Origin of the sequence: Stenotrophomonas sp. 2694, assembly GCF_040548715.1 — a bacterium.
Classification (GTDB): Bacteria; Pseudomonadota; Gammaproteobacteria; order Xanthomonadales; family Xanthomonadaceae; genus Stenotrophomonas; species Stenotrophomonas indicatrix.
The window spans coordinates 19430-33397 of the sequence record NZ_JBEPSG010000016.1; the positions used below are offsets into that span (position 1 = coordinate 19430).

The 13968-nt window shown below is 66.9% G+C and carries 13 protein-coding genes and 1 tRNA gene; 4 read left to right on the forward strand and 10 right to left on the reverse strand.

Annotated elements, in window-relative coordinates:
* Positions 1-98 precede the first annotated feature (98 nt).
* The 8 genes from ABIA73_RS16185 to ABIA73_RS16220 all read right to left on the reverse strand — a co-directional run bounded on the left by ABIA73_RS16185 (position 99) and on the right by ABIA73_RS16220 (position 6468).
* A complete protein-coding gene (locus tag ABIA73_RS16185; protein ID WP_354276021.1) occupies positions 99-680 on the reverse strand; it encodes a DMP19 family protein in 582 nt (193 codons plus the stop codon).
* 41 nt (positions 681-721) lie between these two features.
* Positions 722-1300 carry an aminoacyl-tRNA hydrolase gene (gene pth, locus ABIA73_RS16190; RefSeq protein ID WP_099782936.1) on the reverse strand — a complete coding sequence of 193 codons (579 nt, stop codon included), beginning with the start codon at positions 1298-1300 and terminating at the stop codon, positions 722-724.
* A gap of 50 nt (positions 1301-1350) precedes the next feature.
* Positions 1351-1968 carry a 50S ribosomal protein L25/general stress protein Ctc gene (locus ABIA73_RS16195; RefSeq protein WP_025879148.1) on the reverse strand — a complete coding sequence of 206 codons (618 nt, stop codon included), beginning with the start codon at positions 1966-1968 and terminating at the stop codon, positions 1351-1353.
* 106 nt (positions 1969-2074) lie between these two features.
* Positions 2075-3034 carry a ribose-phosphate diphosphokinase gene (locus ABIA73_RS16200; protein ID WP_025879147.1) on the reverse strand — a complete coding sequence of 320 codons (960 nt, stop codon included), beginning with the start codon at positions 3032-3034 and terminating at the stop codon, positions 2075-2077.
* A 138-nt stretch (positions 3035-3172) separates the two neighbouring features.
* Positions 3173-3249, reverse strand: a tRNA-Gln gene (locus tag ABIA73_RS16205).
* 11 nt (positions 3250-3260) lie between these two features.
* On the reverse strand, positions 3261-4130 hold the full coding sequence (gene ispE / locus ABIA73_RS16210) for a 4-(cytidine 5'-diphospho)-2-C-methyl-D-erythritol kinase (RefSeq protein WP_140228199.1): 870 nt from the start codon (positions 4128-4130) through the stop codon (positions 3261-3263).
* On the reverse strand, positions 4127-4786 hold the full coding sequence (gene lolB / locus ABIA73_RS16215; protein ID WP_059066089.1) for a lipoprotein insertase outer membrane protein LolB: 660 nt from the start codon (positions 4784-4786) through the stop codon (positions 4127-4129). Before lolB ends, ispE begins: the two co-directional genes overlap by 4 nt.
* Positions 4783-6468 (reverse strand): tetratricopeptide repeat protein, encoded by a 1686-nt coding sequence (locus tag ABIA73_RS16220; RefSeq protein ID WP_170919620.1) that lies wholly within the window; start codon positions 6466-6468, stop codon positions 4783-4785. The genes lolB and ABIA73_RS16220 overlap by 4 nt, the downstream gene beginning before the upstream one ends.
* 63 nt (positions 6469-6531) lie before the next feature.
* Between ABIA73_RS16220 and hemA the strand changes: the two genes are divergently transcribed.
* Genes hemA through ppk2 form a run of 4 tightly spaced genes read left to right on the forward strand, consistent with a single transcriptional unit; the run spans position 6532 to position 11416 of the window.
* Positions 6532-7815, forward strand: coding sequence for a glutamyl-tRNA reductase (gene hemA, locus ABIA73_RS16225; protein WP_025879143.1), 1284 nt, complete (start codon positions 6532-6534; stop codon positions 7813-7815).
* Positions 7793-8875 (forward strand): peptide chain release factor 1, encoded by a 1083-nt coding sequence (prfA, locus tag ABIA73_RS16230; protein ID WP_354276022.1) that lies wholly within the window; start codon positions 7793-7795, stop codon positions 8873-8875. The genes hemA and prfA overlap by 23 nt, the downstream gene beginning before the upstream one ends.
* Before the next feature lie 5 nt (positions 8876-8880).
* Positions 8881-10587: an O-linked N-acetylglucosamine transferase, SPINDLY family protein gene (locus tag ABIA73_RS16235; protein WP_059066087.1), complete on the forward strand. Its 1707-nt coding sequence runs from the start codon at positions 8881-8883 to the stop codon at positions 10585-10587.
* Between the two features lie 46 nt (positions 10588-10633).
* Positions 10634-11416 carry a polyphosphate kinase 2 gene (gene ppk2 / locus ABIA73_RS16240; RefSeq protein ID WP_025879140.1) on the forward strand — a complete coding sequence of 261 codons (783 nt, stop codon included), beginning with the start codon at positions 10634-10636 and terminating at the stop codon, positions 11414-11416.
* 653 nt (positions 11417-12069) lie between these two features.
* On the opposite strand, the gene ABIA73_RS16245 is transcribed toward ppk2, so the two are convergent.
* Positions 12070-12633: a TlpA family protein disulfide reductase gene (locus ABIA73_RS16245; RefSeq protein WP_033830417.1), complete on the reverse strand. Its 564-nt coding sequence runs from the start codon at positions 12631-12633 to the stop codon at positions 12070-12072.
* Positions 12630-13904 carry a YihY family inner membrane protein gene (locus ABIA73_RS16250; RefSeq protein ID WP_025879138.1) on the reverse strand — a complete coding sequence of 425 codons (1275 nt, stop codon included), beginning with the start codon at positions 13902-13904 and terminating at the stop codon, positions 12630-12632. Before ABIA73_RS16250 ends, ABIA73_RS16245 begins: the two co-directional genes overlap by 4 nt.
* Between the last annotated feature and the right edge of the window lie 64 nt (positions 13905-13968).

The following is a 13968-nucleotide window of genomic DNA, read 5'->3' on the forward strand; positions in this document are numbered from 1 at the left end:
GTGTTGAATCCGGGTTTGAGTGTAAGTGGATGATTCGGGATTCAAGGCTCGCCTGTGGGCATGCCCTCAATCCCCAATCGTCCTTCCAGTAGCCCGCGTTAGAACGCGGCGTACAACCTGTGACGTTCTGCGTACGCTTTCAGCAGTTCTTCGAGCTGGCCGTCATCAACTAGTGCATAGAATCGCCCATCCAGCGCATCAAGTGCTGTTTCGAATTCATCGCCGAGATACCCGTCAGCACGATAGATCTGCAGGCGTCTCTGCGCATGATGATCTTCCATGGCCTCATTGCCAAACAGCAGCCTCTGGGCCGCCAGCACGATGTCGCGCACGTCAAGCCGCTCTATCTCCTCAAGCCCTGCAAGGGCTTCAGCGATGTAGCCGCCAGCAGAATTGTGGAAATAGGCGTCAAGCCCTCCCCGATAGACATCACTGATGAGCGCGTTGATCGCAAAGTAACGCTGATCGTGTACCGACAATCCCGCAAATCCACACCCGCCACCGTGGACCTGCTCGATCAACCAATGCCAATACCGCCCCTCTGCAGACTCCTCGAAGCGCTTGCGCTCTTCACGAATTTCCCGATCTCGTTCCCGCGCCATTTCCATGCTTTGCCGCGTGCCATTCCCGCACGGCATGCAGAGCCCATCGTTCCGGGCCGCCGTCGCCAGCAGGATCATGGCGCCACACACGGTGCAGGGAGTACGCGGGTCGGTCATGATCAGCGCGGGGTGTGCAGCCGCTTCATCGCTTCGCTGAAATCGCCCTGCACCGCCAACGGCAGCACGTCGATCGCATCGTCGATGGCGCGGGAGATCAGTACTTCATCGTCCTTGGAGGGGCGTCCCAGCACCCAGCCCACCACGCGGTCCTTGTGGCCGGGATGGCCGATGCCCACGCGCAGGCGATGGAACCTGCCATGGCCGAGCAACCGGATGGTGTCACGCAGGCCGTTCTGGCCACCGTGGCCACCGTCGAACTTCAACCGCGCCACGCCGGGCGCCAGGTCCAGTTCGTCGTGGGCCAGCAGGGTGTCCTCCGGCTCGATCTTCCAGAACCGCTGTGCGGCGGTGACCGACTTGCCGCTGAGGTTCATGAAGGTGGCCGGCTTGAGCAGCCACACGGTCTGTCCGGCAATGTCGACCTTGGCGGTCTCGCCAAACAACTTGCTGTCCACGTTCCATCGTGCACCGGCTTTTTCAGCCAGGGCCTCAACGAAATGAAACCCGGCATTGTGCCGGGTCCGGGCGTGCTCCGATCCGGGGTTGCCCAGACCGACGATCAGTCGCAATCCTGCCATCGTTCCATCCAGATACGGCGCCTGCCCCGAAGGACAGGCGCCGCGGGGTATTACTCGGCCGCTGCTTCTTCAGCGTCGGCAGCATCCTGCTTGCCGTGCTTGGCAGTGACGATGGCGTCGTCGTGGTCCTTGCCCAGCGCCAGCGCCGGAATTTCCACGCCCTTCGGCAGCTTGATGTCCGACAGGTACACAACGTCGCCAGCCTTCAGCTCGCCCAGGTCGACTTCGATCGACTCCGGCAGGTCCTTCGGCAGGCAGCTGATGGCCACTTCCTTCAGTTCGTGGGCGACCACGACGTCGGCAGCCTTGCCAGCCGGCGAGGTGTCTTCGTTGATGAAGTGCAGCGGAACCGAAGCGGTCAGCTTCTCGTTCTCGTTCACGCGCAGGAAGTCCAGGTGCATGATCAGCTGCTTGTACGGATGGCGCTGCATGTCACGCAGCAGCACCTTCTGCACCTGGCCGTCCAGGTTCAGGTCCAGGATCGAGGCATAGAACCACTCGTTCTGCTGGGCCAGCCAGATTTCGTTGTGGTCCAGGCTGATGGCGACCGGTTCGGCGTTGCCGCCGTACACGATCGCCGGGATCACACCAGCGGTACGCAGGCGGCGGCTCGCACCCTTACGCTGCAGTTCACGCTTGGTGACCTTGATTTCATGGGTCTTCGACATTTTCGACTACTCGGTTGTTGCCTTGCCTTGCGGCTTGGCGGTTGAAGGCACTTCCGCGACCAGAAGCGCCCGGTGTGTCCCTGCCGTTGCCGGCGGGGACGAAAAATCAATCCACGTACAGCGAGCTGACCGACTCGCCGAAGGCGATGCGGCGCATCGTTTCGGCCAGCATTTCCGCCACGCTCAGCTGGCGGATCTTGCTGCACACCCGCGCGGCGTCCTTCAGCGGGATGGTGTCGGTCACCACCAGCTCATCGAGCTGGGAATTGGTGATGTTGTCCACCGCCGGGCCCGACAGCACCGCGTGGGTGCAGTAGGCGGCGACCTTCAGCGCACCGCGCGCCTTCAGGGCAGCAGCAGCGGCGCACAGGGTGCCGGCGGTGTCGACGATGTCATCGACCATCACGCAGGTCTTGCCTTCGACGTCACCGATGATGTTCATCACGGTGGAGACGTTGGCGCGCGGACGGCGCTTGTCGATGATCGCCAGGTCGGCGTCATCCAGGCGCTTGGCCACTGCACGGGCGCGGACCACGCCGCCCACGTCCGGCGACACCACGATCAGGTTCTCGGTGCCGTAGGCGCGCCAGATGTCGGCCAGCAGCAGCGGAGAGGCATACACGTTGTCGACCGGAATATCGAAGAAGCCCTGGATCTGGTCGGCGTGCAGGTCGACGGTCAGCACGCGATCAGCGCCGGCGGTGCTGAACATCTTCGCCGCCAGCTTGGCGGTGATCGGCACGCGCGAGGAACGCATGCGGCGATCCTGGCGCGAGTAGCCGAAGTACGGCACCACGGCGGTCACGCTGGCCACCGATGCGCGCTTGAGCGCGTCGATCAGCACCAGCAGTTCCATCAGGTTTTCCGCGCTCGGCGCCGAGGTCGGCTGGATCACGAACACGTCCTGCTTGCGGACGTTCTCTTCGATTTCCACCTGCACTTCACCATCGGAGAAGTGCGAGACCAGCGCCTTGCCCGGGCGGACTCCCAGTTCCTTGCAGATGTTCTGCGCCAGACGTTTGTTGGCGTTGCCGGAAAAGACCAGCAGGTTCGGGGACTCTTGCATCATGATTGTCTCGGGCGGGGACGAGTGGCGGGGATCCGGTAGCGGCAAGGACCACGTCGGCCCCTGCTGCTGACAACACCGCGGCTGTTCCCACGTCCCGCGCAGGTGATGCGCTGGAAGGCGCGGACGCAGCCGCATTGGCAGGGGCGGGAGGATTCGAACCTCCGAATGCCAGGATCAAAACCTGGTGCCTTGGGCCTCTTGGCGACGCCCCTGCATTGATGAATCAGTGTTGCTCGAGTGCATCCAGCAGTGGCGAACGTGCAACGCCCGCAGCCACCCTTGCCCGCAACTCCTTCGACAACTTCGCTCGTCCCTGCTCGGCGGCAGCCTGCGAATCGAACTCGACGAAACAACCACTTCCCGAACCGGTCAGTCGTGCCGTGCCGATGTCGCTCAACGCAGCAAGCACCGCCTCGACGGCAGGCTCACGGCGGCGCAGCACCGGTTCGAACACGTTCCCGACCAGCGTGCCGGAAGCGAAGTCCTCTATTTTCGCCTGTGGACTGTCGCGCGTCAAATCCGGATCTGCGAACAGCAGCGGGGTCGGCACATGAACGCCCGGTTCGACCACCACATACCAGGCCTGCGGCAGGGTGATCGGCCGCAGCCGCTCGCCCACCCCCTCGGCCCAGGCGTTGTGGCCACGCACGAACACCGGTACATCGGCGCCGAGGCGCAAGCCCAGCGCCGCCAGCGTATTTTCGTCCAGCCCCGCGCCCCAGAGCCGGTTCAGCACCACCAGCACGGTGGCCGCATCGGACGAACCGCCGCCGAAACCGCCGCCTGCAGGAACGTGCTTTTCGACGACGATATCGACACCTTTCTCGACATTCGCCACCTCTTTGAGCAGCCGCGCTGCACGAACCGCCAGATCATCCACCTCCGCGACACCGGCCAGGCCATCGCCCTGCCGCCGCACCTGGCCGTCTTCACGCAGGCGCAGGCCGATCCGGTCGCCCCAGTCGAGCAGGCGGAACACGGTCTGCAGCTCGTGGTAGCCGTCGGCACGGCGGCCGGTGATATGCAGGAACAGGTTCAGCTTGGCCGGGGCCGGCCACCAGGACCAACCCGCGTCATCCACCCGCGCGTTCATGGCGCGCCCTGCCCCCACTGGTCGACCAGCAGGCGCACCTTTGCGTCACCATTGACCGCCTCGACCCTGCGCGGCAGGGCCGGACGCCCGGCTTCGGCCGGGTACCAGTCCAGATACTGGATCACCCACCCCATCTGCTGCATGCGCCGCGGACGGCCATCGGCATCACGCTCGATCTTTTCCGGCCCAGCGCTGTCGCCGGCGACCAGGCCGCGCACCCAGTCCGGCAGCTGATTGACCGGAATATCCCAGCCGGTGGCTTCCAGCAACAGGGCCTGCGCGTCTTCACCGTCTCGCGGACCACCGGCCAGTCCTTCCAGACGGCCGGCTTCATGATGGCTATCACCGCTCAACTTCCAGCTCTGGCGGGTGACCGGCGCGCTCAGTTCGACGACATAGCGTTGGCCTTCCTGTTTCCAGTCGATGCGGCCGCTGCCACCCTCCTTGCCCTTGCTGACCGCCACCCGGCCCTGGAAATTCCACTCCGACGCCGATCGCAGCGCGTCCACGCGTGCGGCCTCGGCGGCGGTCGCTTCGGCGGAAACGGTGGTGACCACGGCCGGCGCCGGCGTTTTCTGCCGGCCAACGGTGGTACAGGCACTCAGGGCCAGGGTCACGGCCACCAGCAGCAACGGCCGGATCGTGGAAACACTCATGGATTGAATTTCTCGCGGGCGCGCAGCAGCGCGCGGTTTTCAGGGTCGAGCCTGGCCGCTTCCTCGAAGAAGTGACGGGCTTCATCGTGCTTGCCCAGCACCCACAGCACCTCGCCTACGTGGGCGGCGATTTCCGGGTCCTTGGCCAGCGTCCAGGCGCGGCGCAGCTGTACCAGCGCGTCGGCGTTGCGCCCCAGCCGATACAGCACCCAGCCATAACTGTCGACGATGGCGGCGTTGTCCGGTTCGGCCACGCGTGCGCGGTCGATCAGTTCGAGCGCTTCCTGGTAGCGACCGGTCCGGTCGGCCAGGGTGTAGCCCAGTGCGTTCAATGCCGGCACGTTCTCCGGCTCGGTCACCAGGATCTTGCGCAGGTCGGCCTCGGCACGGGCGATGTCATCGCGGCGCTCCCAGGCCAGCGCACGGGCATACAACAGGCCGTTTTCGTCCGGATACGCGGCCAGGCCACGGGCCAGTGCGTCGATCTCGCCGGGAAGGTCGTCGGCGCGCTGGCGCAGCTCGGCTTCCAGCAGATACGCATCGCGCCGCACATCGTCATCCACGCTGGCATCGGACTGGATGGCATGCACTTCATCCAGCGCCAGCGACTGCCGGCCCGCCAGACCCTGCGCATTGGCCGCGCGCAGGCGCGCTTCATTCAGCTCATCGCCGCCAGGAACGCTGTGATACCAGTTGACCGCCTCCGGGTAGCGCTTGAGGTACTCGGCGATCTTGCCCAGCAACAGGCGCTGCGCCGGGTCCGGCTTGGCCGCCTGCCGCGACAGTTCGTTGTACAAATTGGACAGCGCGGCCTTGTCGCCCTGCTTGGCCAGCAGCGAAGCGCGCATGCCCCACGTCTGCACATCCTGGGGACCGACCGCCAGCACGCGCTCGGCCGCTGCCGGCTGGCCGAGGCTGTCATAGGCGATGGCCACCGCGTTGCGCAGCTCCGGGTCCTGACGGGTCTTCGGCTCCACCCCATGCAGCAGCGACAGCGCCTGGTCGGTCTGGCCGGCCTGCTGCAGCTGGCTGGCGCGCAGCAACGCCACGCGTGGCTCCTCGGGGAAGCGCTTGACCACCTCATCGATCATGCGCCGTGCCAGCTCGGGCTTCTCCATGCGCAGTGCAAGGCGTCCAAACTCCTGCCAGGCCTCGATCTTCTGGGGAATGGCGTTGGCATCGACCAGCTCGCCCAGCACCTGGGCCGGCACGGCCGGATCGCGGCCACCGCCAATCAAGGCGCCCAGGGCGAACTTCCAGCCCTCATCCCCCGGGTCCTGCAACAAGGCCTGAAGCTCGCTGCGCGCAGCCTTCACATCGCCCTGGCGCATCGCCAGCGCACCGGCGGCGCTGCGCATCGCCAATGAGCGCGGCGCACGCTGCTGCCACAGGGCCAGGCCCTTGGCCGCGGCGCCATCTTCGTTGGCCAGCATGGCGATACGGGTCGCCCGCTCGGCCAGGCCGGCGTCGCCGTCGGTCTGCTGGGCCGCCTGCAGGTACCAGCGCGCGGCCTCGGCCAGCTTGCCGGCCTGCAGGGCGAACTCGCCGGCCAGCACCGGCTCCAGCGCCAGTTCCTCAGTCACCGCAGGCCGTGCAGGCGCCTTGGCGGGCACCGCCGCCAGGGCCTGCGCACAGGCCAGAGACAGCAGCAGAACACTGGGGATGCGAATCAATGCGGGCATCGTCGGCATCGGGGCCTTAAAATGTCGTCCAATGGCCAGCAGCTTATCGCAAGCAACTGAACAATGACCCTGTGGGTGCTCGGACTGAATCACCAGACCGCACCGGTGGAACTGCGCGAACGCGCAGCCTTCGCCGGTGACGCGTTGCCGCGCGCGCTCGGTTCGCTGCGCGATACCCCGCAGATCGCCGAGGCGGTGCTGCTGTCCACCTGCAACCGCACCGAGCTGTATGCCGTGGCCGAGTCCGCGCAGGCGCTGGACCAGTGGCTGCAGAGCCAGGCTGGCGACCTGCAGGGCTACCTGTACCAGCACGCCGATGCCGATGCCGTTCGCCACCTGTTCCGGGTGGCGACGGGGCTGGATTCAATGGTGCTGGGTGAGCCGCAGATCCTGGGCCAGGTGAAGGACGCCTGGTCGACCGCGCGCGACCACGGCCTGCTCGGCCAACGCCTGGACCGCCTGTTCCAGCAGACGTTCTCGGTGGCCAAGCGCGCGCGTACCGATACCCAGGTCGGTGCCAACCCGGTATCGGTGGCCTCGGCAGCGGTGCGCCTGGCGCAGAACGCATTTGCACGCCTTGACGATTCCACCGTGCTGCTGGTCGGCGCCGGTGAGACCATCGAGCTGGCCGCACGCCACCTCAGCGAAGGCAAGGTGCGGCGGCTGCTGATCGCCAACCGCACCCTCGCCCATGCGCAGGAACTGGCCAGCCGCCATGGCGGTGTGGCGCTGCCGCTGACCGAACTTGAGCGTCACCTGGCCGAGGCCGATGTGGTGTTCTCGGCCACCGCCGCCCGCGAACCGGTGATCCACCGTGCTGCAGTGGCCAACGCCCTGCGCGCACGCCGGCACAAGCCGATGCTGCTGTTCGACCTGGCCGTGCCGCGCGACATCGAAGCCGACGTTGCCAGTCTCAACGATGCGTTCCTGTATACCGTGGACGACCTCGAGCGCGCGGTGGAAGACAACCGCCGCAGCCGCCGCGAGGCGGCCGCCGAAGCGGAGACGATCATCGACCTGCAGGTCTCGCGCTTCGTCGAGACCCTGCAGGCCAGCGCCCACCAGGCACCGCTGCGGCAACTGCGCGCTTTCGGCGAGGCCACCCGTGCCGAACTGCTGGAGCGCGCGCGCCAGCAGCTGGCCAACGGCAAGCCGGCCGACGAAGTGCTGGAACTGCTTGCCCATGGATTGACCAACCGCCTGCTGCACCCGCCGACCGCCGCCCTGCGCGCGGCCGCGCTCAGCGGCGACGCCGACCTGACCCGCGCCGCCGAGCGCCTGTTCCCGGCTGCGCCGGGTTACCACCACCCACCTGTGAGAACCGATGACGCCGACCCTGCGCCGTAAGTTGGAAGCGCTGGCCGAGCGCCGCGAAGAACTGGAACGTCTGCTCGCCGAACCGGAGGTGGTCGCCAACAACGCGCGCTTCCGCGATCTTTCGCGTGAGTTTTCCCAGCTCGAACCGGTCGCCACCGCGCTGGCCGATGAAGTGCGTGCCAAGGCCGACCTGGCCGCGGCCGAAAGCATGCGCACCGATCCGGACCTGCGCGAACTGGCCGACGAGGAGATCGCCGCCGCCCAGGCCCGCCTGCAGGAACTGGAGCAGGAACTGGCGCTGCTGCTGGTGCCGCGCGACCCGCGCGATGAAGGCAACCTGTTCCTGGAAGTGCGCGCCGGCACCGGCGGCGACGAGGCGGCGATCTTCGCTGGCGACCTGTTCCGCATGTATGCCCGCTACGCCGAGCGACAGGGCTGGAAGGTCGAGATCGAATCGGACAACCCCGGCGAACATGGCGGCTACAAGGAAGTGGTGGCGCGCGTGGTCGGCCGGGGCGCGTTCTCGCGCCTGAAATTCGAATCGGGCACCCACCGCGTGCAGCGCGTGCCGGCCACCGAATCGCAGGGCCGCATCCACACCTCGGCGGCCACCGTGGCGATCATCCCGGAAGCCGACGAAGTCGATGAGATCGTCATCAACCCGGCTGACCTGAGGATTGATACCTACCGCTCCTCCGGCGCCGGTGGCCAGCACGTCAACAAGACCGAATCGGCGATCCGCATCACCCACGTGCCCAGCGGCGTGGTGGTGGAGTGCCAGACCGAACGCAGCCAGCATGCCAACCGGGACAAGGCGATGAAACGCCTGAAGGCGCAGCTGCTGGATGCCGAGCGCCAGCGCCACGACGCGGCGCAGGCAGAATCACGGCGCCTGCAGGTCGGCAGCGGCGACCGCAGCCAGCGCATCCGTACCTACAACTTCCCGCAGGGCCGGATCACCGACCACCGCGTGGAAGGGCTGACCCTGTACGACCTGCCCAACGTACTGGCCGGCGATCTCGATCCGCTGCTGCAGCGATTGAGCCACGAGCACCAGGTCGACGCCCTGGCCCAGCTTTCGGCGGGCTGACCAGCATGTCGGCCTGGCAGCAGCGGCAGCAACTGCAGCAGGCGATCACGCGCCAGCCCGGCGACTTCGTCGCCTGGGTGATGCTGGCCGACCTGGAACTGGAAGCCGGCGACATCGCGGCCGGCGAGCAGGCCGCGCGGCGCGCGCTGCAGCTGCGGCCCAATCATCCTGAAGCGCTTGCCCGGCTCGGCCGGGTGGCATGGATGGCAGGAGCGCATGCCGATGCCGCTACGCTGCTGGGCCAGGCCTCGGCGCTGGCACCGGAGCACCCGGGCATCGCGTTGTGGCTGGGGCACGCGCTGGAAGATGCCAACGATGCCGAAGGTGCATCAGCGGCCTATCGCCGCGCACATGCACTGATGCCCGACGAGCCGTATATCGCCGCGCAGCGCCTCGCCTGGCAGCGTCGCCTGTGCGATTGGCAGGACGTGGATGCGCTGGCCGATCAGGTGCGCGGTGCACTGGTGTCCGGCCAGGGCGTAGTGGAACCCTTCGCGTTTCTCAGCGAAGACGCCAGCGCGGCCGAACAGCTGGCCTGCGCGCGTGCACGCGCCGCCGCGGTGGCGGCATCGGTGCGGCCACTGCCGCCGGCGAAGCTGCGCGAACGAGGCCCACTTCGCGTGGGCTTGCTTTCCAACGGCTTCGGCGCCCATCCCACCGGATTGCTGACGGTGGCGCTGCTGGAGCAGATGAGCCGCGACCCGGCCCTGCAACTGCATCTGTTCGCGCTCAACGCGGACGATGGCAGCCGCATCCGCCAACGCCTGCAGGCCGCCACCCGGCTGCATGACGTGGTGGGATTGCGCCACGCCGATACGGCCGCGCGCATCCGTGCACCGGGCATCGACCTGCTGCTGGACCTGCGCGGCTGGGGCGGTGGCGGCACGCCGGAAGTACTGGCGATGCGCCCTGCCCCGCTGCAGTTGAACTGGCTGGCCTACCCCGGCACCTCCGGTGCATCGTGGCTGGATGCAGTGATCGCTGACGACTTCGCGCTGCCATCCTCGCTGGAACCGCACTACAGCGAACGCGTGCTGCGCCTGCCGCGCGCGTTCCAGCCCTCCGACAACACCCGCGTGCTGGAACCGGCGCCGGACCGTGCGGCGTGTGGGCTGCCCACGCAGGGCACGGTGTTCTGCTGCTTCAACAACAGTTACAAACTCAACCCGCGCAGCATGGGCCGTGCGTTCGCGGTGCTGCAGGCAGTACCTGGCAGCGTGCTGTGGCTGCTGTCCGGCCCCGGCCAGGCCGATGCAAGGCTGCGTTCCGCCGCCAAGGCTGCAGGACTGGATCCGGCGCGCCTGGTGTTCATGGCCAAGCTGCCGCATCCGCAGTATCTGGCCCGCTATCAGCTGGCCGACCTGTTCCTGGACACCAACCCGTACAACGCGCACACCACCGCATCGGATGCACTGTGGGCCGGCTGCCCGGTGCTGACCTGCCCCGGCGCTACCTTCGCCGCGCGCGTGGCCGGCAGCCTCAACCATCATCTGGGGCTGGAGCACATGAACGTCGCCGACGATGCGGCCTTCGTCGCCACCGCCAGCGCACTCGGCAACGACCCGGCCGCGCTGGCTGCCCTGCGTGCCGAACTGGCGCAGGCACGCGAGCGCAGCGGCCTGTTCGACATGACGGCCTTCGCGCGCGATCTGTCCGCACTGCTTCAGCAGCTGGCCCGCGAACAGGGCTGGCAGGGCCTCGACACGCCCTGACATCGCCCTGCGCTACGCTCGAGCTTCCCTCCCGCGTGGCATGACGATGGCCAAGCTCAAGCGCAAGGAATACGACGAACTGCTGCAGCCGCTGCAGCTGGAACTGACGGCGATGGCACGCTGGGTGCAGCACAGCGGGCAACGCCTGCTGGTGCTGTTCGAAGGACGCGATACCGCCGGCAAGGGCGGTGCGATCCAGGCCATCAGCCAGCACCTCAACCCACGCCAATGCAGGGTGGTGGCGTTGCCCAAGCCCACCGACCGCGAAGCCACGCAATGGTATTTCCAGCGCTACGCCACGCATCTGCCGGCCGCCGGCGAGATCGTGCTGATGGACCGCAGCTGGTACAACCGCGCGGGCGTGGAACGGGTGATGGGCTATTGCAGCGAGACCGAGTACCAGCAGTTCCTGCATCAGGCACCGGTGTTCGAACAGCTGCTGGTGGATGACGGCATCCTGCTGTTCAAGTACTGGCTGTGCGTGGACCAGGAGCAGCAGGAGAAGCGTTTCGCCGAACGCCATCTTGATCCGTTGAAGGGGTGGAAGCTGTCGCCGGTGGATCTGAAGTCGCGCAGCAAGTACAGCGCGTACACCGAAGCGCGCGAGGCGATGCTGCGCGCGACCCATCGCGACGGTGCGCCGTGGACGCTGGTGGATTTCAACGACCAGCGGCTGGGTCGCCTGACTCTGGTCCGCAATCTGCTGGACCGGCTGCCGGACACACGGGTGGATGCGCCCTTGCCGGAGCTGCCGAAACTGAAGGGCAAGCTGCATCGCGAGCACTACGACGTGCTGAAGCCGATCGAGGATTTTCCGGTCGAAGAATAGGGTGGGTCGGCAGGGCTGCGCCCTGCACCTGCTGCTTTCAGGCAACAGCCAAAGCAACAGCAAAAGCGGCATTGCGTGGGATGGCGGGACGGTGTCGGAGTGCGGGGACGCCGCAAGTACGTCCTTGTAGGCTTGGCAGCCGCTTGCTCGTGTGCGCAGTCCTGCGCACACGGCAAGGCCGGGGTTGGGCGTCCTGCCCAACCCGCCCGAGGCACGCCTCGGGCCCATGCGGCTGACACCCCGCACTCCGACACCGCCCCACCTCTGACAGATTTCTGCGATCTGATGGATCCACGCCATGCGTGGATGTATGTCCATCGAAATCGAATATTTCGACAATTGAACGAAGAGCATCCACGCATGGCGTGGATCTACGTGTCGACCAAGGTCGACACCCACCAAGAGCAGGCCATGTCATTCCGGCAGGTCGCCAGAAACTGTCGAAGGCGGGGTGGGTCCGGTTGCGGGGGCGTGAGCCGCATGGATGCGGCGACCGAGCCTACAGGGACGTATTTACGGCGTCCCCCGCAACCGGACCCACCCCGCCTCCCCACAGGAAACCCGCTTTGGCCTTGGCTGTTGCTGTCGAGGTTGCCGGCCAGCGGCCGGCACTACCGCTTCGGTGGGTGCAGGGCGCAGCCCTGCCCCTCCCCTTATTTGGCAGCAGCAATCTGCTTTTCGATGTCCGCCGCGGTGACCGGGCCCAGGAAGCTGTGGGCCAGCTTGCCCTGCGGGTCGATCAGATGGGTCAGCGGCAGGCCACGCGGGGTGGCGAAGTCGGCCGGCGGGTCGAACGGATCGACGACCACGATCGGGTAGGTCACCGGATGCTTGGTCAGGAACGCCTGCATCTCCGGAACCTCGATGTCCTCGTAGGCCAGGCCAACCACTTCGATGTTGCTGCGCATGGCATGCAACGCCGACAGCTCGGGCATTTCCTTGCGGCAGGGCGCGCACCAGGTCGCCCAGAAATTCACCACCACCCACTTGCCACGATGCGCGGCCAGGTCGTAATCGCTGCCATCGACCGCCTTCATCTTCAGCGTCGGGAACTCGGCAGTAACGCGCTCGGCGGGCGTGTCCTCCACCGGCGCCGGCGCGGCCGGGGTCGGTGCCTGTGCCGGCGGCTGGCTGCTGGCCGGGGTCGGCTCCTGCGCGGGTTTGCAGGCGGCCAGGGCCAGCAGCGCAGCCAGCAGCAACGGGGTCTTGCAGGTCATGGGGTGTCTCCAGAATCAGGGTAGATGTCGCTGACGCGACGCTTGAGGCGTTCACGCAGCGGCAGGCGCAGTTCATCCAGTGCGGCCAAGGCGGCCCGGCCGAGGCTGTCATCGCGGTAAGGCAGGTGTTGTTCGGCCACCGGAATGCGCAGCTGCGTGCATTCGTACAGATCGCCCAGGCTGACCTGGTCCAGGTCGCGGGCCAGCAGCCACTCGCCGCGCTCATCGCGGCGCAGCAGGCCGATGCCCTCCAGGTGGCAGGCCAGGTCCTGCAGCAGCGAGTCGGTCAGCATCGGTTCCAGCCGCAGGATCTCGTCGTCGGCCAGGCCCCTGCCCTTGGCGCGTGCGTGCTGGAAGCGCCCGAGCAGGCGCAGCAGGCCATAGAACTCGTAGCCCTGCGGCAGGCGCAGTTCCACCGGTTGGTAGCGGAAAGCCGCCATCGACGACGCCAACGACGCGCCCAGCAGCACGGCCACCCAGCACAGGTAGATCCACAGCAGCAGGATCGGCACGAAGGCCACCGTGCCATACAGCTTCTGGTAGGACTGGAAGCTGCCAAGGTAGGCGCCGATGCCCCACTTCACCAGCTCCAGGATCACTGCGGCGAGAATCGCGCCCGGAACCGCATGGCGCCACTTCACGGTGTGATGTGGCACCACCCGGAACATCAGGGTGATGCAGACGAATTCGATCAGGATCGGCGCCAGCCGCAAGGCGAGATCGGCCAGCCAGCGCCCCTCCTGCGTGCCGAACAACGGCATCGCGAACACCCGCGCCGACACCGCCAGCGACGCAGCGGCGAGCATCGCGCCCAGGGTCAGTACCGTCCAGTAGACCAGGAAGCGGGTCAGCCGCGGCCGACTGCTGCCGACGCGCCAGATCTGGTTGAAGGTTTCTTCAACGCTGTTGAGGGTGATCAGCAGCGAGATGACCAGGGCGATGAAACCGGCGGCAGTGAGCTGGCCGGCGCTGGCCGAGAACTGCCGCAGGTAGCCTTCGGCAGCGCGCGCGGCATTGGGCACGAAGTTGGAGAAGACGTAGTCGCTGAGCTGGTCGCTCCAGCGATCGAACACCGGGAAGGCCGAGAGCACGCCAAATACCACGATCGCCAACGGCACCAGCGCGAACACCGTGGTGTAGGCCAGCGCGGCGGCGGCCTGGAACAGGCGGTCGTCGAGGAAGCGGCGCCACAGGAAGCGGCCGAAGCTGGCGGCGCGTGCGCGATCCCGCGCGCGTTCCATCCACAAATTGAGCGTATCCAAAGGTTCCATCGGCGCAAGGGTACCCGATGCGGAATCGGTGCAGGATAGCCATACTGGCGTCCACACGATGAGG

Bases quoted from the DNA above. Each gene is read 5' to 3' on its own strand.
- ppk2 (WP_025879140.1), top strand. From the start codon at position 10,634: ATGGCCAAGCTCAAGCGCAAGGAATACGACGAACTGCTGCAGCCGCTG.
- pth (WP_099782936.1), bottom strand. From the start codon at position 1,300: ATGGCAGGATTGCGACTGATCGTCGGTCTGGGCAACCCCGGATCGGAG.
- ispE (WP_140228199.1), bottom strand. From the start codon at position 4,130: ATGAACGCGCGGGTGGATGACGCGGGTTGGTCCTGGTGGCCGGCCCCG.
- ABIA73_RS16185 (WP_354276021.1), bottom strand. From the start codon at position 680: ATGATCCTGCTGGCGACGGCGGCCCGGAACGATGGGCTCTGCATGCCG.
- ABIA73_RS16195 (WP_025879148.1), bottom strand. From the start codon at position 1,968: ATGTCGAAGACCCATGAAATCAAGGTCACCAAGCGTGAACTGCAGCGT.
- prfA (WP_354276022.1), top strand. From the start codon at position 7,793: ATGACGCCGACCCTGCGCCGTAAGTTGGAAGCGCTGGCCGAGCGCCGC.
- hemA (WP_025879143.1), top strand. From the start codon at position 6,532: ATGACCCTGTGGGTGCTCGGACTGAATCACCAGACCGCACCGGTGGAA.
- ABIA73_RS16235 (WP_059066087.1), top strand. From the start codon at position 8,881: ATGTCGGCCTGGCAGCAGCGGCAGCAACTGCAGCAGGCGATCACGCGC.
- ABIA73_RS16220 (WP_170919620.1), bottom strand. From the start codon at position 6,468: ATGCCCGCATTGATTCGCATCCCCAGTGTTCTGCTGCTGTCTCTGGCC.
- ABIA73_RS16245 (WP_033830417.1), bottom strand. From the start codon at position 12,633: ATGACCTGCAAGACCCCGTTGCTGCTGGCTGCGCTGCTGGCCCTGGCC.
- lolB (WP_059066089.1), bottom strand. From the start codon at position 4,786: ATGAGTGTTTCCACGATCCGGCCGTTGCTGCTGGTGGCCGTGACCCTG.
- ABIA73_RS16250 (WP_025879138.1), bottom strand. From the start codon at position 13,904: ATGGAACCTTTGGATACGCTCAATTTGTGGATGGAACGCGCGCGGGAT.
- ABIA73_RS16200 (WP_025879147.1), bottom strand. From the start codon at position 3,034: ATGCAAGAGTCCCCGAACCTGCTGGTCTTTTCCGGCAACGCCAACAAA.